The organism is Roseospira marina, assembly GCF_014197855.1.
Classification (GTDB): domain Bacteria; phylum Pseudomonadota; class Alphaproteobacteria; order Rhodospirillales; family Rhodospirillaceae; genus Rhodospira; species Rhodospira marina.
Map to the genome: position 1 here is coordinate 162,896 of NZ_JACIGJ010000003.1, position 20,991 is coordinate 183,886.

20 protein-coding genes are annotated in these 20,991 nt (G+C 68.4%); 4 read left to right on the plus strand and 16 right to left on the minus strand.

Annotation, left to right across the window (positions count from 1 at the left end; genetic code table 11):
• Nucleotides 1–71: 71 nt before the first annotated feature.
• The 3 genes from GGD82_RS05150 to GGD82_RS21545 form a co-directional block, all read right to left on the minus strand.
• Complete coding sequence (locus tag GGD82_RS05150) at nucleotides 72–299, minus strand: YMGG-like glycine zipper-containing protein (RefSeq protein ID WP_211364737.1); 228 nt, start codon at nucleotides 297–299, stop codon at nucleotides 72–74.
• Between the two features lie 141 nt (nucleotides 300–440).
• Nucleotides 441–1,013 carry a sigma-70 family RNA polymerase sigma factor gene (locus GGD82_RS05155; RefSeq protein ID WP_150061915.1) on the minus strand — a complete coding sequence of 191 codons (573 nt, stop codon included), beginning with the start codon at nucleotides 1,011–1,013 and terminating at the stop codon, nucleotides 441–443.
• Between the two features lie 90 nt (nucleotides 1,014–1,103).
• Nucleotides 1,104–1,385: a NepR family anti-sigma factor gene (locus GGD82_RS21545; RefSeq protein ID WP_375782115.1), complete on the minus strand. Its 282-nt coding sequence runs from the start codon at nucleotides 1,383–1,385 to the stop codon at nucleotides 1,104–1,106.
• A 457-nt stretch (nucleotides 1,386–1,842) separates the two neighbouring features.
• Between GGD82_RS21545 and GGD82_RS05165 the strand changes: the two genes are divergently transcribed.
• Complete coding sequence (locus tag GGD82_RS05165; protein ID WP_150061914.1) at nucleotides 1,843–2,349, plus strand: phosphate-starvation-inducible protein PsiE; 507 nt, start codon at nucleotides 1,843–1,845, stop codon at nucleotides 2,347–2,349.
• A gap of 50 nt (nucleotides 2,350–2,399) precedes the next feature.
• On the opposite strand, the gene GGD82_RS05170 is transcribed toward GGD82_RS05165, so the two are convergent.
• The 5 genes from GGD82_RS05170 to GGD82_RS05190 all read right to left on the minus strand — a co-directional run bounded on the left by GGD82_RS05170 (nucleotide 2,400) and on the right by GGD82_RS05190 (nucleotide 6,261).
• Entirely contained in the window at nucleotides 2,400–3,863 is a 1,464-nt protein-coding gene (locus GGD82_RS05170) for a class II fumarate hydratase (RefSeq protein WP_184013232.1), read from the minus strand.
• A 46-nt stretch (nucleotides 3,864–3,909) separates the two neighbouring features.
• Nucleotides 3,910–4,713, minus strand: a complete 804-nt coding sequence (locus tag GGD82_RS05175; protein WP_150061913.1) for a CBS domain-containing protein — start codon at nucleotides 4,711–4,713, stop codon at nucleotides 3,910–3,912.
• Nucleotides 4,714–4,792: 79 nt separating this feature from the next.
• Complete coding sequence (locus tag GGD82_RS05180; RefSeq protein ID WP_150061912.1) at nucleotides 4,793–5,368, minus strand: exopolysaccharide biosynthesis protein; 576 nt, start codon at nucleotides 5,366–5,368, stop codon at nucleotides 4,793–4,795.
• A gap of 229 nt (nucleotides 5,369–5,597) precedes the next feature.
• Complete coding sequence (locus GGD82_RS05185) at nucleotides 5,598–5,876, minus strand: hypothetical protein (protein WP_150061911.1); 279 nt, start codon at nucleotides 5,874–5,876, stop codon at nucleotides 5,598–5,600.
• A 205-nt stretch (nucleotides 5,877–6,081) separates the two neighbouring features.
• On the minus strand, nucleotides 6,082–6,261 hold the full coding sequence (locus tag GGD82_RS05190) for a DUF1328 domain-containing protein (RefSeq protein WP_150061910.1): 180 nt from the start codon (nucleotides 6,259–6,261) through the stop codon (nucleotides 6,082–6,084).
• A 516-nt stretch (nucleotides 6,262–6,777) separates the two neighbouring features.
• Here GGD82_RS05190 and GGD82_RS05195 point away from each other — a divergent pair.
• Nucleotides 6,778–7,020 (plus strand): hypothetical protein, encoded by a 243-nt coding sequence (locus GGD82_RS05195; protein ID WP_150061909.1) that lies wholly within the window; start codon nucleotides 6,778–6,780, stop codon nucleotides 7,018–7,020.
• 139 nt (nucleotides 7,021–7,159) lie between these two features.
• Here the strand turns inward: GGD82_RS05195 and GGD82_RS05200 are convergent, their stop codons facing one another.
• The gene (locus GGD82_RS05200; protein WP_150061908.1) at nucleotides 7,160–9,505 is read right to left on the minus strand and encodes a PAS domain-containing sensor histidine kinase; all 2,346 of its coding nucleotides are present in this window, start codon (nucleotides 9,503–9,505) and stop codon (nucleotides 7,160–7,162) included.
• Between the two features lie 214 nt (nucleotides 9,506–9,719).
• Nucleotides 9,720–12,254, minus strand: coding sequence for a PAS domain-containing protein (locus GGD82_RS05205; RefSeq protein ID WP_150061907.1), 2,535 nt, complete (start codon nucleotides 12,252–12,254; stop codon nucleotides 9,720–9,722).
• 261 nt (nucleotides 12,255–12,515) lie between these two features.
• Here GGD82_RS05205 and GGD82_RS05210 point away from each other — a divergent pair, with 261 nt between their 5' ends.
• Nucleotides 12,516–13,685, plus strand: a complete 1,170-nt coding sequence (locus tag GGD82_RS05210) for a diaminopropionate ammonia-lyase (protein ID WP_246163800.1) — start codon at nucleotides 12,516–12,518, stop codon at nucleotides 13,683–13,685.
• Here the strand turns inward: GGD82_RS05210 and ftsY are convergent.
• The 5 genes from ftsY to GGD82_RS05235 all read right to left on the minus strand — a co-directional run bounded on the left by ftsY (nucleotide 13,682) and on the right by GGD82_RS05235 (nucleotide 19,499).
• Nucleotides 13,682–15,232: a signal recognition particle-docking protein FtsY gene (gene ftsY / locus GGD82_RS21010; protein ID WP_170284239.1), complete on the minus strand. Its 1,551-nt coding sequence runs from the start codon at nucleotides 15,230–15,232 to the stop codon at nucleotides 13,682–13,684. The genes GGD82_RS05210 and ftsY overlap by 4 nt on opposite strands.
• Nucleotides 15,229–16,500, minus strand: coding sequence for a tRNA (N(6)-L-threonylcarbamoyladenosine(37)-C(2))-methylthiotransferase MtaB (gene mtaB / locus GGD82_RS05220; RefSeq protein ID WP_150061904.1), 1,272 nt, complete (start codon nucleotides 16,498–16,500; stop codon nucleotides 15,229–15,231). Before mtaB ends, ftsY begins: the two co-directional genes overlap by 4 nt.
• Nucleotides 16,497–17,348: a diaminopimelate epimerase gene (dapF, locus tag GGD82_RS05225; protein WP_260178287.1), complete on the minus strand. Its 852-nt coding sequence runs from the start codon at nucleotides 17,346–17,348 to the stop codon at nucleotides 16,497–16,499. The genes mtaB and dapF overlap by 4 nt, the downstream gene beginning before the upstream one ends.
• Before the next feature lie 44 nt (nucleotides 17,349–17,392).
• Nucleotides 17,393–18,754, minus strand: a complete 1,362-nt coding sequence (locus GGD82_RS05230) for a sensor histidine kinase (RefSeq protein WP_150061903.1) — start codon at nucleotides 18,752–18,754, stop codon at nucleotides 17,393–17,395.
• Nucleotides 18,755–18,821: 67 nt separating this feature from the next.
• Entirely contained in the window at nucleotides 18,822–19,499 is a 678-nt protein-coding gene (locus GGD82_RS05235; protein WP_150061902.1) for a response regulator transcription factor, read from the minus strand.
• Nucleotides 19,500–19,940: 441 nt separating this feature from the next.
• Between GGD82_RS05235 and moaC the strand changes: the two genes are divergently transcribed.
• Nucleotides 19,941–20,414: a cyclic pyranopterin monophosphate synthase MoaC gene (gene moaC, locus GGD82_RS05240; protein ID WP_150061901.1), complete on the plus strand. Its 474-nt coding sequence runs from the start codon at nucleotides 19,941–19,943 to the stop codon at nucleotides 20,412–20,414.
• 62 nt (nucleotides 20,415–20,476) lie between these two features.
• On the opposite strand, the gene GGD82_RS05245 is transcribed toward moaC, so the two are convergent.
• A complete protein-coding gene (locus tag GGD82_RS05245; protein WP_150061900.1) occupies nucleotides 20,477–20,962 on the minus strand; it encodes a peroxiredoxin in 486 nt (161 codons plus the stop codon).
• Between the last annotated feature and the right edge of the window lie 29 nt (nucleotides 20,963–20,991).

Sequence of the window (20,991 nt, forward strand, 5' to 3'; positions counted from 1 at the left end):
CGTCCACCCGAAGGGCATGCTGGCCGACACGTCACGGCGAAGGGACGCGCTGGAGGGAATCCCCCCGCGCCTTAGTCGTTGAACTCTTCCTTCAGGAACCCGGCCGCCGCGCCAGCCGCACCGCCGAGCGCCGCGCCGCCAGCCGCCGAGCCACCCACAATCGCAGCCCCCAGGGCACCGGCACCCGCGCCGATCGCACCGCCGCTTACGGTGCTCTGCTGCTGGCGATTCATATTCGAGCAGGCTCCCAGGGCCAGCGGCGCCGCGACGGCCAGAGCCAAAGTCGTTCGCATCATCATGGGTGAATCTCCATTCCGGTGACTCAGGATGTTGACCGGTGCGAGCCCCGCCACCCCAAAGCCGGATGGCCAGTTCGCATCTTGCGAAACCAACGTCGCACCCCGCGCCGGGGTTCCCGAGCGATCACGGAATTCGGAGGCTCATCCGGCGCCAAGGCCCACCTGACGGTCAAACTCCGCCATCATCCGACGCTGTTTCGGGCTGCGGGCAGCCGCGCCGCGCGGTTCGGTGAGGGCGTTCCCATCAAGGTACGCCTTCACATCCCGGCGCCCCCGGGACACACGGCTTTTGATGGTTCCGGGCGCGCAGCCGACGATCTCTGCCGCCTGCTCGTACTCGAACCCGCAGGCCCCGACGAGCACCATGGCCTCGCGCTGCTCATGCGGCAGATGGGCGAACGCGCGCTTGAAGTCGTCCAGCTCCAATTGGGCATGCTGACCGCTCGGCTCCCCGAAGGCCAGCATCGCCTCCTCGTCGGACTGCTCGCTTTTGCGCCATTTGCGACGGTGTTCCGAGTAGAACGCGTTGCGCAGGATGGTGAACACCCAGCCGCGAAAGTTCGTGCCGGCCTGATAGGCGTCCTTGTTGGCAAGGGCTCGGGTCGCCGCCTCCTGCGCCAGATCGTCGGCCAGAGCCCGGTCGTTCGTCAGCGAGTGCGCGAAGGCCCGCATGTGCGGCAAGGCCTCGATAAGTTCCTGATTGAAGGATGACATACGAGCCTCCTTTTCCTGCTGATCGTCTCGGTCGAACCGGCCGGGCGTGGGGCGGGCGACGGAACGACCAACAGGAAAGGAAAGCGCCGGCTAAGACGTTTCGGCCCCGTTTTCGTCCCTATCGGTCTCCCGCAGCCGCTGCAACAATCCCTGGAAGCTCTCGGGCAGCGGTTCGTTCACCACGTCCCCGTACGCCTTCCGCAGATGCACGGCCAACCAGTAGTCGTTCGGTCCGTCCGGATAGAGAGGCCTTTCGGCCCCCATTCCGGAGCGCGGTGCCGTTTCATTGGCGGGGCGATCGTCCCTACCCCGCCGGCCCGTCCTGCCGCCACGTGTCGCGTGGAGAGCGCGGGCTTTCAGTACCTGCCACATCGGCTTGCTCCGCCCGTCTGGCGATGCCAGCGGATCGGGGCCTCGCTCGGTCCGGTGTTCGTCCCGCCCCGCAGAGATGTCTCTTGCCCCGAGCCAACGGCATACGCCGTGGTCCTCTAATCATCCTCCCGCGCCATCGTACCGCACGGGGTGTAGGGCGGAAACGTCTAGGGGCACCGGCCCGTTCCATACAGGCGCATTGTCCAACCGACGGGACGTCACCCTTGCAACAGATCTGGGATGTTTTCGGTTGGCGTAAACCCCTTCACTCGAAAGAAGGAGACCGCCGCCCTCTCGGAACTCGCGGCGGCGATGCGCGTTGCCGTCGTCGACGCCTATTATGGGACCATGCCCAACGCACCCGATTTTGGTCTGTCCGTCGGCACACGCACAAAGCCACCCCTGTCCGCTTGTTCCGGCCCGGATCGGGCCCCCCATCGAAGGGAGGAGGTCACCCATGACCCCATTGCGCCTGACCCCGACGTCCCTGATCGGGACCGCTGAGCGCATTCTTTTGGGCCTGGTCGTGCTGATGACGATTGCGGCGGTCGGCCTGGAAATCTGGTCGGTCGTGCAGAGCCGAACCGTGGTCCTGGCGGATATCCTGTTGCTTTTCCTGTATGCCGAGGTTCTCAGCATGGTGAAGGTCTATTATGCGCGGGAGCGCGCGGCCTTCCTGTACCCCATCCTGATCGCCATGACGGCGCTGTCCCGGCTGATCGTGCTGCAGAGCAAGGAGATGGATCCGCGCACGATTTTTTTCGAGGCCACGGCCATCCTGATCCTGGCCGTCGGATTGGTCCTGATGCGCTCACCCGTCCTGCGCGGGCTGGTGGATCGAGGCCTCGGCGACCGCCCCACGGGACAACCGACAATGCGCGATGGAGACGCCGAGACCGAAGAAGCCTCCGCGGACGGCACGGCCGACATCGATCCGGCGACCGGACCGGTCAAACACAAATGATCGGATGGTGGATTGTTATTCCGACAGAGGAACGGTATGCGACGCAGGCGTCAGACGCGCCGCACGTCCTCGTCCGGGCCCAGAGCCAGCGCCAACGGATCAACGGTGCGGTCAAACGCATCGCCGTCCATCAGGCCGAGACCCAGGACCGCCTCCCGCAAGGTGGTGCCGTCGTGGGCCGCCTTGTGCGCGGCATCGGCCGCGCGGTCGTACCCCACGGCCGGCGCCAGGGCGGTCACCAGCATGAGGGACTGGCCCGACAGGTCCGCCAGCCGGGCGTCGTTCGGCATAAGCCCGGCAACGCAGCGGTCGGCGAAGGCGCGCGCGCTATCGCTCAGCAGCCGGATGGACGTCAGGGTAGCGTGGATGATGACCGGCTTGCAGGCGTTCAATTCCATCTGCCCCCCGGCCGCACCGTGTAGAATGGTGGTATGGTGCCCCGCAACCTGGGCCGCCACCATCACCACCGACTCCACCTGCGACGGGTTGACCTTGCCCGGCATGATCGAGGAGCCGGGTTCGTTGGCCGGCAAAGCCAACTCGCCGATCCCGCAGCGCGGCCCGCACCCCATGAACCGGATGTCGTTCGCGATCTTGGTCAAGGCCGCCGCCGTTCCGCCGAGCGCACCCGACAGATCCACGAAGACATCGTGCGACGCATTGGCCGCGAAGTGATCGTCCGCCCGCACCACGGGCAGCCCCGTCAGCGCCTGGATCGCGTCCAGGAACCGGGGCACGAAATCGGGCGGGCAGTTCAGGCCGCTGCCCACCGCCGTGCCGCCCTGGGCCAGCGGCAGAAGCTCGTCCGACAGGCGTCGAAGGCGGGCTGCCGCATGTGTGATCTGGCTTGAATAGCCGCCGAACTCTTGCCGCAGCGTCACCGGAACCGCGTCCTGAAGGTGGGTCCGGCCGGTCTTGACCCGATCGCCGAAGGCCGCCGCGCGCCCGGACAGCGTGGCCGCCAGATGATCGAGCGCCGGCAACAGGCCGTCCCGCAAGGCCAGCAGCGTGGACAGATGCATCACCGTCGGAATGGTATCGTTGGACGACTGGCTGCGGTTGACGTGATCGTTCGGATGCACCGGGGACCGCCGGCCCAGCGGCTGCCCAAGCTGCTCGTTGGCCCGGTTGGCGATCACCTCGTTGGCGTTCATGTTGGACTGGGTCCCGCTGCCGCTTTGCCAGACCGGCAGGGGAAAATGATCGTCCAAACGGCCCTCGGCAACCTCGCGCGCCGCCGCGACGATAGCGTCCCCAAGCACCGGATCCAGCCCCCCCAGCGCAACATTGGCGCGCGCGGCCGCCTGCTTTTGGATCCCCAGCGCGTGGATAAACCCGACCGGCAAACGTTCGATGCCGATGGCGAAGTTTTCCAGGGCGCGCTGGGTCTGGGCACCCCAATACCGGTCCGCCGGGACCGCGACGGTGCCGAGGCTGTCCTGTTCCTCGCGGACGGCCCGGTTCGAACCCGCGATCGAGCCTTCCGGCGACGGTGTGGCGGTGGCGGACGTCATAGGCAGTCGGCTCCGTTGGGGCTCCGATGAGATCGCAGGTGACGGTCTACGACCGGACGGTCGGACGCAGGCTGTAGACGTGCAGGCCGCCCGGTTGCCCGGTGTCGGTGTGGCGGTTGGTCGTCTCCTCCCAGGCCGATGGCCCAGAGGCCGGCGCGTGCGTGATGGCGCGGAGCACACGGCCGATGGTGGCGTCGCCATCCGCGCCCAAGGCCAGATCGGTCAGGGACAGGATGCCGACCAAACCGCCGCCGTCATCCACCACGCACAGGCGGCGCAGCCCCTCGCGGGCCATCAGGTCGGCCGCCTCGGTCAGGGGCGTCGAGTGCGCGCAGGCCACCACACGGTTGGTCATGATATCGGCGATGGCATGGGCGCCGGGGTTCAGCCCGGCCGCGACGGCCCGGATCGCGATGTCGCGGTCGGTGACCACGCCAACGGCAGCATCACCATCAAGCACCACCAGAAGGCCGACATTGTCCTCGCGCATCTGGGTCGCAACCTCGCCGATGCGGTTGTCCGAATGCACGGTGCGGACCGAAGTGGACATGACCTCGCCAGCCGTGGCGCCGCTCGGGCCGGAGCCCTCGCCGCCGGAGGATGGAGCGTACTGATCGCGCAGCGCCCGGATCGCGTCGCGGATCTCGGACAGGGGCGGAGGATTGCCGCCTCCCATGTTCTCCTCTTCCGCCACCATCAGTTCGACGGCGTCGTACTCCCACTGGCGCAGCACGGCGAGCTTGTCGCGCTCGGACAGCTCGGACCGATTCAGCAGTTCGGCCGGCGCGCAATCGCCCAGCTTGTAACTGAGCAGGGTTGTCGGATGCGTTTGGGCGTCGTGCGTAGACATTAGACTTATCCCTTCGCTGTCGTGGCGCGTGTCTTTTGGACAGACACGGGGGCCGACGGAGCGCCGTACGCGCACGGCTCTACAGGAAAACCCAGCCGGCAAAGACGAAAGCGGCCACGGCCAGAACCAGCGCCATCAGCATCAGCAGCCCGTCCTCGACCGTCAGCGATAGGCCGAACACGGTGATCGCCAGAGACGGCGGTCCCGCCCCGCCCGGAATCACGGCCAAGGGGACCATGGTCAGTGCGGTCGCGATGATCGCCAGAATGGCCAGGGCCCGCCATGGCGGGCCCGTGACAGCGCGCAGGCGTGGCCGGGCCACGACCGCCAGCCGTTGCGCCCAGGGCCGGACACGGTGCACGGCGCGCCGCGCCCGCTCCGCATCGACCGAGAGGCGCGACAGTCGCGCGGGAATCCAGGGGGGCCCGGACCGGAACAGGGTCTGGGCCAGCAGCAGGGTCAGCACCGTCGCCAAAACGATACCGGCCCCCGGGATCCAGTTGATCGGGGACAGCATGACCAGCCCGATCGCGAACACCAGAGGCCCGTACGCCCGCCGGCCGACCGCACCCAGCAACGTGTCGACGGTCACCGTCTCGCGCTGCTCGGTGCTGCGTTCCAGGGTGTCTAGGACATGTTCGACCGTCTGAGCCATGCAGCAGGAATCTCCGTCGGAGGGTGTTGCCTGGGAACGCCGCGCGCTGCGTTTGGTTCCGAAAAAGACGCGGGGAGCACGCCAGCGGCGCCCCTCCCCTTCGCAACGTCACCGGGGCGACGCGACGCAGCCCGCGAACGAAACGGCCGGGGACAGTGTCCCCGGCCGTCCGCTGAAACCGGCGCTGGCCTGTGACCCCGCCAACGCCCGCGCCGGATATCACCCGGGATCAGGCCCGGTTGTAAGAATCCATCACCCGGTGCAGTTTTTCTCGCGAGGCCTCGTAGCTGCCCCGCAGTTCGTCCGAGGCGGTGGAGCCGGCCGCCTGGAGCTTTTCCGACTGCTCCTTGAAGTCGGCCCACGCGGTTTCCGCCAATTCCGACTGGGATTCCGTGTCGCTCTTTTCGTCCGACTTCATGCGGTCCCGCATGGCGTTCCACTTGTCCTTCAAGGTCTGGTAGTCGTCCTGTGCGGCCTGCGCATAGCGATTGTCCGAGGTAGCCATCATGACCTCCCTTTGGTTCCGACCCTTCGGTCTGGCCTTTGGTTCCGACCGTTCGGTCTGGTGGGAACGTTGGGGCGCGCCATCCGGACCCAAATCAGGTTGGGACGGACGGCGCGCGGCCAAACGTTCTTAGCGAGTGTTCTCCGTGTGCGGCCTCACTGGGCCACTTACGTCGTCGTCCGGACTGGATCCGAGGGAACGCTTGGCCTCACGGAACCGGGGGACGACGCCCACTGATCGCGGAGGCAACCAGAGACAGGGCAAATAGCACCAGGAACACGATGAACAGAATCTGTGCGATGCCAGCCGCAGCCCCGGCGATACCACCGAATCCAAGCACACCGGCAATCAGCGCGATGATGAAAAAGGTAATGGTCCACCCAAGCATGATGACCTCCTGAATTGTCACGGGATGAACTGGGTGTTCGCTGGACTAACGCAGGGCCGAAGGGTCCGTTCCATAGGAGATCGCATTCAATGCAGTGCGGCGCATTTTTTCGCGGTGACCGCGACCGCCGTGACGGGCCGAACTTTCCCCTTCCCCTACGCGGTGTATTGGCCTAACATTTTGATATAGAAATGGGATGAGGGGAGAGTCGATCATCCCCGCCCATGGTTCGCGCTTATCCCGGCACGCCCGCCAACGGGGACGTTGAACACGGGATTGGATGCGGCAACACGACGCCGAAACAGAACGGCGGCCCCGCCAAACTCGAACGCGCGACCACCCTTTGTCGCCAAGCTTTGTCGCCAACGTCTGGTAACAGGGGTGCCCGCATGGCGCTTTCTGAGCACCGCCCTATGACGCATGCCGGTGACAGCCGCTGGTAAGACACCCCAGGCGAGACGCTTCCTGGCACGTCAGGGGAGCACCTGTCGCCCCCGATGCGAGGGAGTACACACCATGATCAAGAGCATCGTAACCGGGCTGGTTATGCTGGTGGCCCTCGTGTTCGCCCTGTACGCCGGCATGGCCTTGATCGGACCGGAGACACCCCCGGCCCAGCAGGCCGCCGAAGACGCCGACGAAGCGATGGACACGGTCGGCGAGTCTCTCGGTCCCATGGGGGAGCCCCTTGATGCGGCAGCCGACGCCGCCGGCCGGACCGTGGACCGCCTCGGGATGAGCAGACCGACGATGTCCTGAATCGCCTGGACGGCCAGGTTCCGGACACCCGGACACCCGGCCCGCCGGGACCGGCCCGACCTAACGGACACATTCGTAACGGACACGTCGCCGGACAGCGCGGTGCGCGACGGTGCGGGGGCCCCTCGTGCAAGAGCCGCTAGGGCCCGGAGGGCCCCGGGATTCCCCCCTCTCCCTGAGGCGGGAACCATACAGTGAACACACTGCCCACACCCGGCGTGCTTTCGAGCGAGACGTGCCCGGCGTGCATCTCCATGAGCGACTTCACCAGCGCGAGGCCGAGTCCCGTGCCCTCGATGGCGCGGCGCTCAACATCGACCGCGCGGGTGAACGGTTCAAACAGGCGCTTCTGATCGGCGGCGGCAATCCCGATGCCGGTATCCGCCACCGCGATCGCCACCCCGCCGTCCGATGCGGGCCGCGCGGAGACCGTAATCCGGCCACCCTTCGGCGTGTACTTCAGCGCGTTGGCCAGGAGATTAAACAGGACCTGGCGCACCGCGAGGCCGTCCGCCACCAGTGCCGGGGTGTCCGAAGCGACGGACCACACCAGCGTGAGCCCCCCGCGCGCCGCCGGCTGACACACCATCTGCACCGCCGCCGCAATCACGTCGGCGACATCAAGGGCCGCAAGCGCCAGTTCCCGACGGCCGGCCTCGATCTTGGCCAGATCCATCAGGCTGTTGATAAGATCGATCAGATGCCGGCCGCTGGCGTGTATGTCGGCGGCGTACCGCCGGTAGGTCTCGTGGCCGATGGGGCCCAGAATCTCGTCCTTGATGATCTCGGAAAAACCCAGAACGGCGTTCAGGGGCGTGCGCAACTCGTGACTCATCGCGGCGAGAAAGCGGGATTTGGCCTCGTTCGTCCGTTCCGCCGCGATCCGGGCCTCGACCTCGGCCAGTTCGTGTCGCTTCCGGGCGTCGATGTCGGTGGCCGCCCCAACGATGCGGGTGATGCGGCCGTCCCCATCCCAGGCCACCGGTCGCGCCCGGTCCCAAATCCACAGCCAGGAACCGTCGGCCCGGCGCAGACGGTATTCCGCCTCGAACACCACCTGCGTAGCCAGTGTTTCTTTCGCCGCCCGGCGCACCCGTGCCCGGTCCGCGGGATGGATGCGCGCCATCCAACTCTCGACCGTTGTCTCGAAGGCCCCCGGCTCATGGCCCAGCATACGGAAAAAGCGGGCGTTCCACGTGACGGCGCCCGTGGCCACACAGAAATCCCAGATCCCGTCGTCGGCCACCTCGATGACCAGCCGCAACGTCTCCTCGCTGGCGCGCAACGCATCCTGAGCTTGCTTCAGGCCCGTGATATCCTGAATGGTACCATGCACCACATGGCCCGCCGGCCCGACCCGAGGGTCGGGCTCGCCGATGACATGGAGCCACTGGGGCGGCCCCGCGGCGTGGCTCAGGCCCAGGGTTAGATCGAACGGCGTGCCGTGCGTGATCGCCGCCGTCAGGGCGCTCTGAAGCCGCGCCCGGTCCGGCTCCGCCAGATGGGCCAGGAACTCCGGGGGCACGGGATCCGTCGGGGGCAGGCCCTGGATCCGATAGAGTTCGTCCGAGCACACCGGGACCCCCGTGCCCGGATCCAGCGACCAGTTCCCCACGCGAGCCAGCCGCTGCGCGCGCTCCAGATCGGCCACGGTCCGGGCCAACGCCCGTTTGGTTTCGGTCTGGGCCGTGATATCGCGCGCCACCTCGACCACGCCGGCCAGCGTGCCGTCGCCGCGCCGCATGGGAAAGGCCCGTAACGCCCACATTCGGCCATCCGGCTTGAGGGTTTCGACCTCGGCGGGGCGCCCGGTCTCAAAGGCCGTCCGCACCGGGCAGACCGGACAGGACGACGAAAGGCCAAACAACACCTCGTGGCACCGGAGGCCGGGTAACATGTCGACTGGCCGGTTCGCCATCTCGGCCATCGCCCGATTGGCCCACGCGATGCGCATGTCCGGCGCGCCGAAGCTGAGCACCGCATCGGACAGGCTGGACAGAATGAGATCCTTGGCGCGTTCCGCATCCCCCAGGGTCCGCGCCGCCCGCACCCGGTGCGTGGCGTCATGGAGCGAGACGATCAGAGTCTCGACAGACCCGTCGTCCCCGCGCACCGGATCAATGGTCACGTCCCAGACGGGCGCCCCGTCACCCCCCAAACCGGGGCTGACACACGACCGCGCGGGAAGAACGGCCGGCTCCCCCGACACCAGCACCCGCCGCAAGACGGCGGTGACCTCGGGCTCAACCCCAACATCCGGAGGCGTACGGCCGATGACCTCCGACGCTGGCCGGCCGGTCACGCGGGCCCAGACGGGGTTGATGCGCACGAAGGTCAGCGCGCGGTCGAGGACGGCCAAGCCGAACACCGTTTGACCGAACATGTGATCCAGGACCCGGGAGTCGCGCGAGACCGCGGCGGACCCGGTGGGGGCGTCCACCGCCGGGCTTGCACCCTCTCGTCCACACCCGTTGTCCGCGTCCATTCCGTGACCTCAATCCGCAGACAGAACCGTGTCGCCCTTTACGAGGCCGCGTCCCTCATGGCCCTCGCGCCGCGGTCGTTCCCACCCCGACCGTCGCCGCCCGCACCCTTCACACCCGTGTCTCGGGGTGACCCGCGACGCCTCATGGTAGACGCACGAGCTCCCTCCATCGCGCCACCCTCCGCCGTATCGTACCCCTTCGGGACCGCCACGGTCACCGTCCGGACGCGCGCATGGTTGGACGCCCCCGCAGCGCGCCGCCCCCGTCGCCCGGACCGCTCCCGGGCAGGGACGACCGGTCCCCGCTGGGGAGCATGACGCAGAACACAGTGCCCCCGCCTTGATTGTCCTCAATCCATATACGCCCGTCATGGACATCAACGATCCGTTGACACAGCGTCAGTTCCAGCTCCCGGCCGTCCCCAGTCCGCCGCCCCCCCGGACGCTGAAAGGCCGTGGCCAACCATGCGCGCGCGTCTCCCGATACGCCGCCCCCATTGTCGGAGACCGTCAGAACCCAGCCCTGCGCCGTGATCGACCGGCAGGCGACCCGCACCTCCGCCACGCGCTCATTCGGCACGGACGCAAGCGCGGCACCGATCAGGGTCCGAAACAGCCGCACCATCTGACGGCGGTCGGCGGGCACGGTGGGCAAAGGGCGCGCGACGGTCACTTGCGCCCCACGCTGACCGATGTCCGACCGCAAAGGGTGCAACGCCTCCGTGACGGCCTCATCGAGCGGAACGGCCTCGCGCCGGTGGTCCGCCGCCCCGAGCCGCGCAACGTCCATCAGATCGAGAACCAGGGTGTTCATGCGCCCGGTGGCGTCCATCGCAAAGGCCACCCAGTCCAGGGTTTCCGTGGCGCTGGCGGGCAAATCCTTCTCGACGCGCTCCAGAAAATCGGTCACCAGACGCAAGGGGCCGCGCAGATCGTGAAACACGGCGTGCGCGAACTGCGCCAACTCGCTGTTGGACCGTGCAAGCCGCTCCTCAAGCCGGTTGCGTTCCGACAGATCGTGCAGCACGCAATGGAGCAGAACGAACCCGCCCCCGGCATCCCGTTGCACCCGGCCGAGCAATCGCACGGTCACGTCCTGTCCCTCGGGATGCGTGAACACGATGTCGCAGCCGTGCGTGGCCACCTCGCCCACCTCGGACAGCAGCGCGCGCAAGCACCGGACCCCGATCTCCCGATCCTCTTCCGCCAGAAACGTCTTCAGCTTCTGGCCGATCAAGGCCGCGCTGGCCCGTCCCATCAGGGTGCGGAACGGCGCGTTCAGGTCACGGATCCGCCCGTCGCGATCCAAGGCCACATAGGGAACCGGCGATTGGTCATGCAGCCTACGGAACCGGCTCTCGCTGTCCTGCAGAGCCATCTCCAGCGATTTTCGCGCTGAGATATCAACGTTGGTGCCGGTCATCCGCACCGGGCGATCCCCGCGCCGCTCCAGCACCCGACCGCGGGTTTCCACCCACAGCCAGTCACCCCGGCCGGTGCGGAACCGGATCTCCAGCGCGAACGTGTCTCCGCGCGCGATCTGCCGCCCCATCATGTCCCAGACCACGGCGGCTTCGTCGGGATGCATGAGGTCAAGCCACGTCTCGACCGTCAGCCGGAACGCCTGCGGCAGGTAGCCGAGCATCTCGAAAAACCGGTCGTCGACATCGAACAGACCCGCCCGAAGGTCGAGTGTCCACGTCCCATAACGCAAATCCTGGGCGACGACGCGGGACTGGTCCCGCAGGACCCGCAACGCCTCCTCCTGCTCCACCCGTTCGGTCGCATCCAGGAACATCCCATGCCACAGAATGCTGCCGTCCGCCGCGACCGTCGGTTCCGCGCGCCCTTCGATCCAGAGAAGACCGCGATCGGGATGGCACACGCGGAACGTCTCCTCGAACCGCCCGAGCGTGCGCGCCGAGTGCCGGATGGCGTCGGTGACCCGGTCGGCATCGTCCGGGTGCAGCACCTCCATGACGGGGCGGGCATCCGTCCGCACGACGTCGGGGGATAGACCGAAGATGGCGCGCAACCCCTCGGTGGCGTGCGGGAACGCCGCGCGGCCGTCCGGCCACACCTTATATTGATACAGAACAATGGGAACCTGGGCGGCGGCGCGGGCCAGCGGTCCCTCGGCCACCGGGGTCGTCCACGCCAGGGACCGCGACCGCTCCCGCAGCACGGCGCGCGACTCCGCGTCCAGACGACGCCCGATCTCCCGCGCGGTTTCCCGCAGGAATGGCAGCGCGCGTTTCAGACGCTCGGCATCCGCCGAAGGCGCCTCCGCCGGAACCGGCCCGGCAACCAGATTGCCGATATAGGCCTCGCTCACGTACACGCGGATCGCCCAGGCCGCCGGGCCGCCCGGATCATCCGCCCAGGCCTCGATGGTGCCGTCCCGCGTCAGCCGGTCGGCGAGCGCCGCTAGAACCGCTTGGCTCTCGTCCGCACGTGGCACGGCGCCGAACGGACAGCCGAGACGGTCGGTCACAGCAACGGGTTGCCCAATCAGGGTTTGCAGAGACTCCAGCCAAGGAGTCAGGGTGTCGAGACAGGCGCGCACCACCGCCCCGGGTTCCGACTCGACCGCCTTTTGAACGGCCGCATGCCGGCCGCTGTCCTCGGATCGGACGCGCGCCTTCTCGGCGACCGGCGATGGCAAGGCCCCACCCGCCTCGGCGCCCTCTGAGTCCGGGGCCGTGGCGCGCGCCGCAAACCGGCGCGGATCAACGAACTTCTGCCCCATGCGGTGGTCACCCTGATAGAACCCGTCGCCCCGCCCGCGATACCGTGCGCCCGCCACGCACCCCCAAAACACAACCTTCGCTTTGGTTGCCACTCCAAAAGACTACCCTAAGATAGTTTACTCTCCCAGTCGGCCATTTGCCATCCCGGATCAAAGTCCCGGATGGGGGCGGGGAGAGCCCACGGAACCCCGCCAAACAGAAGACACCCGACGCCGGTCTGTGCGACCCTCATACGGTCACCGTCCGGAGATGCCCAGCCCGTGCCGTACACCTTGCCCCTGCTGAGCGCCCACCCCGTCACCCACATCGCGAACCCGCGCGCCGCCGACCCTGCACGCCCCATCGGCCCGCGCGAACGCGCGGTGCTGACGGTCGAAGGCATGACGACCGCCCGCGACGCCATCCGCGCCTGGGAGGGCTACGCGCCCACGCCGTTGCGCCGCCTGGACGGACTGGCCGCCGCCGCCGGGCTCGCCGCCCTGTACCTGAAGGACGAAAGCACGCGCTTAGGTCTCGGCAGCTTCAAGGCCCTTGGGGGCGCGTACGCCGTGGAGCGTCTGGTCGGCCGCCGGGGCGCCGAGGGCCTGACGGTCTGCTGCGCCACCGACGGCAACCATGGCCGCTCGGTCGCCTGGGGGGCCCACCGGCAGAACTGCGGCTGTGTGATCTATGTCCATGGGACGGTCAGTCCGGGACGCTGCGAAGCCATCGCGCGGTGGGGCGCGGACGTCCGCCGCGTGCTCGGGACCTATGATGATTCGGTACGGGCCGCCGCCGAGGATGCGGTGGCGCATGGGTGGGTCGTCGTCTCGGACACGTCGTATCCCGGCTACATGAACATCCCGCGCGACGTGATGCAGGGCTATACGGTCATGGCGGACGAGATCGTCACCCAGATCGACCGGCCGCCCACCCACATCTTCGTGCAAGGGGGCGTCGGCGGGCTCGCGGCCGCCGTGACGGCCCAGACCTGGGAGGCCTGGGGCACGGATCGGCCGCGCATCGTTGTCGTGGAACCGGACCGCGCCGCCTGCCTGCTGGCCAGCGCCCGGACGGGCCGGCCGGTCATGGCGCTGGGCGCCCTCGACACCGTCATGTCCGGGCTGGCCTGCGGGGCGCCGTCGCTGCTGGCGTGGGAGGTCTTGGACGAGGGCGCGCACAACTTCCTGGCCGTACCGGACGCGCCGGCGGTGGAGGTTATGCGTCTGCTGGCGTCGGGACGGTACGATGCGCCGGTGGTGGCCGGCGATAGCGCGACCGCCGGACTGGCCGGATGCCTTCTTGCGCTCGCGAACCCCACCCTGCGGGGGGCGCTGGGCCTGGACCGCGACAGCCGCGTGCTCGCCCTGTCAACGGAGGGCGCCACCGATCCGGACGTCTACGCCGAACTGGTCGGACGCCCCGCTGCGTCGGTCGTCGCGGCGAGTTAGAGCCCCATAAGGCTGCTGGCGAATTCGTCGGCGCGGAACGGCCGCAGGTCCTCGACCGCCTCGCCGATGCCGACGAAGTGGATCGGCAGCGCGAACTCCTGCGCCAGCGAGATCACCACGCCGCCCTTGGCGGTGCCGTCCAGCTTGGTGACCGCCAGCCCGGTGACGCCCACCATCTCCTGGAACACCTTGACCTGTTGCAGGGCGTTCTGACCGACCGTGGCGTCGATCACCAACAGCACGGTGTGGGGTGCGGTCTCGTCCAGCTTCTTGATAACGCGGACGATTTTCTTCAGCTCCTCCATCAGCTCGGTGCGGTTCTGCAACCGTCCAGCCGTGTCGATGAGCAGCACATCATCGCCGCGCGTGCGGGCCTCCTGGATGGCATCGAAAGCCAGCCCGGCCGCGTCCGCTCCGGTCTGACGGGCCACCACGGGCGCGCCCGTCCGATCCCCCCAGATCTTGAGCTGTTCGACAGCCGCGGCGCGGAAGGTGTCGCCGGCGGCCAGCGACACCTTGATGTTCCAGTCCACGAGCTGGCGGGCGATCTTGCCGATGGTGGTGGTCTTGCCGGAGCCGTTGACGCCCACGACCAGCACGATGTGCGGCTTGGGGTTCTTGCGGATCTGAAGCGGATGAGCCACCGGCTCGATCAGCTTGGCCAGTTCCCCGGCGAAGTGCTCGCGCACCTCCTGCTCGGTCGGATTGGCGCCGAACCGCGCGTGCGACAGGGACTGAATCAGGTCCGAGGCCGTGGAGACGCCCAGATCCGACTGGATCAGCACATCCTCCAAGTATTCCAGCGCTTCGTCGTCCAGGCGGGCCGTGACCATGTGGTCGGTGATGCCCTTGGAAATCTTGGTGGACGACCGCGTCAGCCCCTCGCGCAGGCGGGCGAACAACCCGCCCGAGCCCTTCTTCTTGCGCGGGGTTTCGCCCCATTCGATGGCGTGCAGGTTGGGGTCCCGGACCTCGTCGGGCTCCTCCGCCTCCTGCCCCTTGCCCCGGGCGGCGGCGCGCTGGCGGTCCTGCTCCTCGGCCTTGCGACGAGCCTCGTCCTCCGCCTTGCGACGGTCAGCCTCTTCAGCCTCGCGGCGCTGACGCTCCTGCTCCTGGGCTTGCCGACGGGCCTCCTCTTCCGCCTGACGACGAGCAGCCTCTTCGGCTTCGCGACGCTGACGGTCCTGCTCCTCGGCTTGCCGACGGGCCTCCTCTTCCGCCTGACGACGAGCGGCCTCTTCGGCCTCGCGGCGCTGGCGGTCCTGCTCTTCGGCCTGACGGCGGGCCTCGTCTGCGCGCCGCCGCTGCTCCTGCGCGTCCGCGCGGGCCTGGGCTTCCGCTTCGACCAGCAGGCGCGCGGCGTCACGGCGCGTGAGCGTTTCGTCCTCTTCGGCGCGGCGGCGTTCCTCCGCCTCGGCGGCCTCACGCTGGCGGACCTCTTCCGCCGCCCGGGCCTGTTCCGCCGCCTGAGCGTCCTCTTCCGCGCGTTGGCGCGCCTCGTCCTCGTCGCGCTGCTGTTTCTTTTTGCGTCCAAAGCCCCAGATCACGCCGACATCCTCTCTTTCGTGCAACCGGTCAGGCGCAGCCCGTCCGTGCCGGTCAGGCGGACACGCACCACGGTTCCGGGGGCCACGCCGTCGGCGTCCCCCACATCCACCGGAAGATAGTCTTCGGTATGACCCACGCCGGGCGTTTCCAGCAGCACATCCGCCACGCCACCAACGCGCGCCGCGAGCCGCCCCGCCAAGCGCCGCTCCCCCGCCTCGCGCAGGGCCGCCGCGCGCGCCCGGGCCACGTCGCCCGGCACCGGAGGCATGCGGGCCGCCGGGGTGCCCGGCCGTGCGGAATAGGGAAAGACGTGCAGGTGGGTCAGATCGGCCTCGTCCACCAACGCCAGAGTGTTCGCGGCGTGGGCCTCGGTTTCGGTCGGGAAGCCCGCGATCAGGTCGGCGCCCAAGGCCAGCCCAGGCCGCAGATCGCGCAACCGCGCCGCCAGATCGACCACATGATGGCGCAGATGGCGGCGCTTCATGCGCTTCAGGATCAGGTCGTCGCCGGCCTGCACCGACAGGTGCAGGTGGGGCAGCAGGCGCGGTTCCTCCGCCACCAGCCGCAGGAGCGTTTCGTCCACCCCGACGGGATCAAGCGAGGACAGCCGCAGCCGGGGTAGGTCCGGCACCAACGCCAGCAGGCGCGCCACCGTCTCGCCCAGCGTCGGACGCCCGGGCAGATCGGCGCCATACGACGTGATATCGACACCCGTCAGCACGACCTCTTGCGTGCCGCCCTCCACCAGCGTGCGCACCTGCTCCACCACACGGCCGAGCGGCACGGAGCGGTTCGGCCCACGCGCGAACGGGATGATGCAGAAGGTGCACCGGTGGTCGCAGCCCTGCTGCACCTGAACGAAGGCGCGGGTGCGGGTCTCGAACCCGGTGATGAGGTGCCCGGCCGTCTCCCGCGCCTGCATGATGTCGTCGACCAGCAGGGGCGCGGCATCGTCTCGGTAGCTTTCGGGCCGCAGCTTCTCGTCGTTGCCCAGAACGCGGTCGACCTCCGGCATGGCCGCGAAGCGCGCCGGGTCGAGCTGCGCCGCGCAGCCGGTCACAATCAGGCGGATCCCGGGATTCTCGCGCCGCAGCTTGCGGATGGCTTGGCGGGCCTGACGCTCCGCCTCCTTGGTGACCGCGCAGGTGTTGACGATGACTGCGTGGTCCAGGCCGGCCGCACGGGCGTGTTCGCGCATTACCTCGCTTTCGTAGCCGTTCAGGCGGCATCCGAAGGTAACGAGTTGGGGGTCCGGCCCGTCGGTCATGGCAGCAAGCCTCCGTCCAGGACCCCCGTAAACGCGGTGGCCACCGGGCCGGTCATCAGAACGTGGTCGTCGGCCACGCGCCAGTCGATGGTGAGCGGGCCGCCGTCCAGCAGCACCGTGACCGGGCCGCGCGGTACCAACTCACGGCGCATGGCCGCGACTGCGGCCGCGCAGGCGCCGGTGCCACACGCGCGGGTGATGCCCGAGCCCCGCTCCCACACCCGCATGCGCAGGCGGCCGTCCTCACGGACGGTGACAATCTCCACGTTGACGCGGGCCGGGAACAGGGCGTGGCGCTCCACCGACGGACCGAACACCGCGAGCCCCTGGGCCTCGGCATCGCAGACGAAGGCCACGACGTGCGGATTGCCCATGGACACCGCCACGGCGTCCGTGAACGGCGCGATCCCCACGTCCAGGTGCAGCGTGTCTCGCGCTTCCGCCAGCGGGATCTGGTCCCAGCCGATGCGGGCGGGCCCCATGTCCACGCGGACTTCGTCGGCGCCGGCCCGGTTCGCGACCACCACCCCGGCGAGGGTTCCGATCGTCACCGTGTCTGTCCCCGCCTCTTCCATCAGAAGATGGGCGACGCAGCGAGTCGCATTGCCGCAGGCCTCCACCACGCACCCATCCGCGTTGCGGATGCCCATGAAGGCAACGCTACCCGGATCCTCCGGACGCGGCGGTTCGATGGTGACAAGCTGGTCGCAGCCCACGCCCTCGCGGCGGTCCGCGATGCGGAGCGCCAGAGCGGTCGTCAAGGCAAGCGGACGCGCCCGGGTATCAATGACCACGAAGTCATTGCCCAGACCATGCATCTTTCGGAACGGAACACCGGGACCCTGCATGGCGGGGTTATAGGCCGCGCCACGGCCGGGAGCAAGAGCGCGCGTCAGGACGCGCCGTCCTCGGCCTCGGTCGCGGCCCTCACCGCCTTTTCCGGGAACACCAGGTCGACCCGCAGGCCCGGCGCGTTGTCGAGCAGATCCAGCCGTGCCCCGTGCAGATCCGCGACCGCTGCCACCAGACTCAGCCCCAGACCGGTGCCCGCGGTGTGGCGACTCTGTTCCAGACGAACGAAGCGGTTCAGCACCGCGCCCCGGAACTCCTCCGGTATGCCAGGACCACTGTCCGCAACCACAAGCCGCACCGAATCGCGCGCGGGGTCCACCCAGACCCGGATGCGCCCGCCCTCCGGCGTGTACTTGATGGCGTTGTCCACCAGATTGGCGGCGGTCTGGGTCAGCAGATGCCGGTCCCCGTTCACCACGGCCGCCTTACCAAAGTCGGGCGGCGTGAAGGTCAGGGTCTGCCCGCGTTCCTCCGCCACCGGCTCGTACAGTTCCACCGTCCCGGCGGCCAGATCGGTCAGATCGACCGGCTCGAAGGTTTCGGTCGCGTTGCGGCCCTCGATCCGCGCGATGGACAGCAGCGCGTTGAAGGTGTGCAGGATGGCGTCCGTATCCTCCAGCGCGCCTTCCAGGGACTTGCGGTATTCGTCGGGATCGGGCGTGCCGACCAGGGTGATCTCCAGCCGGGAGCGCATGCGGTTCAGCGGGCTGCGCAGATCGTGGGCGATGTTGTCCGTCACCTCGCGCATGGCCGAGACCAGCTTTTGGATCCGGTCGAGCATGCTGTTGAGGTTGAGCGCCAGCCGATCGAACTCGTCGCCGCTGCCCGACACCGGCACGCGGCCCGACAGGTCGCCCTCCAAGATAGTCCGGGCGGTCCGGTTGACCTGATCGATGCGGCTGAGCAGGTTGCGGCTCATCACGATGCCGCCAATCACGCCCAGGATCAGGGCGGCGCCGAGCGCAAACGCCAGCGACTGCTCCATGATGCGGGCGAAGCCGGTGCGCTCCGTCATGTCGCGACCGACCATCAGCCACAGGCCGCTGGACAGGTGGACGATGCGCGCCTGTGCCGGCCAGACCTGCCGCCGGCCCTCGGACTCCGCCTCGACCGAGAAGTGCAGCCAGCCGTTCCGGTCCGGCGGCACGGTCGGCCATTCCCGCAGGTTGCCCACCACCGACGGCCCCTCGCGCGGCGCCAGGATGTAGATGTGGTGATAGCCCTGATACCCGGTCACGCGATTCTCGATCGCGGCCACCAGCGAGGCCGTCCCGCCCCGCTCGTAGATGTCCTGAAGGCCCGCCATTTCCGTGTTGATGGCGGTGACGGTCTGGCGGTCGATCAGGGCGGCCGTGGTCCAGTACACCAGCCCGAGCACGAAGCTCGACAGCAGCGCGAACACGATGGCGGAGATCAGCGCCAGTCGGAAAACCGTCGTGCGAAACAGGCGCCCAGTGGCGATCGCCGGCTTAATCGGCTTCCCGCAAGCAGTAGCCCGCGCCCCTGACGGTGTGGATCAGTGCCTTTTCGAAGTCCTTATCCACCTTCTGGCGCAACCGGCTGACGTGCACGTCGATCACGTTGGTCTGCGGGTCGAAATGGTAGTCCCAGACGTTTTCCAGCAACATGGTCCGGGTCACGACCTGCCCGGCGTGGCGCATGAGGTATTCCAGCAGCCGGAATTCGCGCGGTTGCAGGGCGATCGGCTTGCCCGACCGGGTCACCTGCCGCGCCAGCAGGTCCATCTCCAGGTCGCCCACCGTCAGGCGGGTCTGCTGCGTCGGCCCCTCGCCCCGGCGCAGCAGCGCCTCCAAGCGGGCCAGCAGTTCGGAGAAGGCGTAGGGCTTGGCGAGGTAGTCGTCGCCACCGGCCCGAAGGCCCTGCACGCGCGCATCGACCTCGCCCAACGCCGACAGGATCAGCACCGGGGTCTGCTTGCCCGCCTTGCGCAGGGTCTCCACCACCGCCAGCCCGTCCAGCCGGGGCAGCATGCGGTCGAGCACGATGGCGTCATAGGGTTCGTTCGTGGCCATGTAGAGGCCGTCCATGCCGTTGTCGGCATGGTCCACCACATAGCCGCTTTCGCGCAGGCCTTTGGCCAGATAAGCCGCCGCCTCGGCATCGTCTTCGACAACCAGGATTCGCATGAGCGGGACTATACCGGTTCGGCGCCGAACGGCAACAGGGACCGTAACCGGGGTGTGCGGAAGGGGTGGAGTCGGCCCCCGAAACGACCGCCTGAGGGCGTCGTGCGCGAGCCGTCACGACACCCCGACACCCCCGACGCCCGGCCGGGACTCCCACCGGCGTGCGCGCCAACGCCTTGGACTCGCGCCCGGTTTATTCGGTTGCGCATCGATCCGGCGCGACGCACCGCCCCTCTAACCTTTGGCCAGCTTGCGTCACCATGCCAATCGCGCGATCACTGCGCCATGAGAGATCAGGTCCTCCGACCGTGTCGAAGAGACATTTCCTCATGCTGGGATTGACCCCGCCGAGCGACCTCGGCGGGGTCTTTTTTTTTCGCTGGCACCGCCCCAATACGCCGTACTGATAGGCTGTTCTGTGATTATGAAAGGCCGACGCGCATGCCCCTCACGCACTTCGACGAACATGGCAACGCCGTCATGGTGGACGTGTCCGCCAAGCCCGAAACGACGCGCACCGCCGTCGCCAAGGGCCGCGTTCTCGCCGCGCCCGAGACCCTCCGCCGCATTCGCGATCACGGCCTATCGAAGGGCGACGTGCTGTCCGTCGCGCAACTCGCCGGGATCATGGGCGCCAAGCGCACGCCCGACCTGATCCCGCTGTGCCACCCGCTGCCCCTGACCAAGGTCACGGTCGACCTGCGGCTGGACGAGGCGGACCACGCGGTGGAGATCACGGCCACCTGCGCCCTGACCGGGCGGACGGGCGTGGAGATGGAGGCGCTGACCGCCGTCTCCGTGGCGGCACTGACGGTCTATGACATGTGCAAGGCCGTCGACCGGAGCATGCGGATCACCGACGTCCGGCTGGTCCACAAGTCCGGGGGGAAATCCGGAACCTACGACGCCGATTGATCCGGCGACGCAACGCGGCGGAGGCCCTGAAACGGATCCGTCCGTTTCAGGACCGAGCCGGATCAAAGATGCGCCAGTACATTCTCGGCGCTGGAGGCTTCGAACTGGCCGGCGGGGTCCAGGAAGAACTGCTCCACCGTGCCGTCCCGCACGATCATGGCGTACCGCTGGGATCGGGTGGCCATGGCCGCCTTGCTGGCGTCCATCTGGGTGCCGGTGGCCTCGGCCAAGGCGCCGTTGCCGTCGGAGATCATCAGCACCTTGCCGTCGGCGCCGGCGCTGGCGCCCCAGGCGGCCATCACGAACGGATCGTTGACCGCGACGCAGGCGACCGCGTCCACACCCTTGGCCGCGAAGGCGTCGATGTGCTCGACGAAACCCGGCAGGTGGCGCGCCGAACAGGTCGGCGTGAAGGCGCCCGGCACCGCGAACAGCACCACGGTTTTGCCGGCGAACAGCTCGTCGGTGGGTACGGGCTTGATGCCGTCGTCGGTCAGCATGTGCAACGTCACTCTCGGCATGCGGTCGCCCGCCTGGATCATGGACATGAAGCCTCCCTTGTTTTCGTGATGGTGTC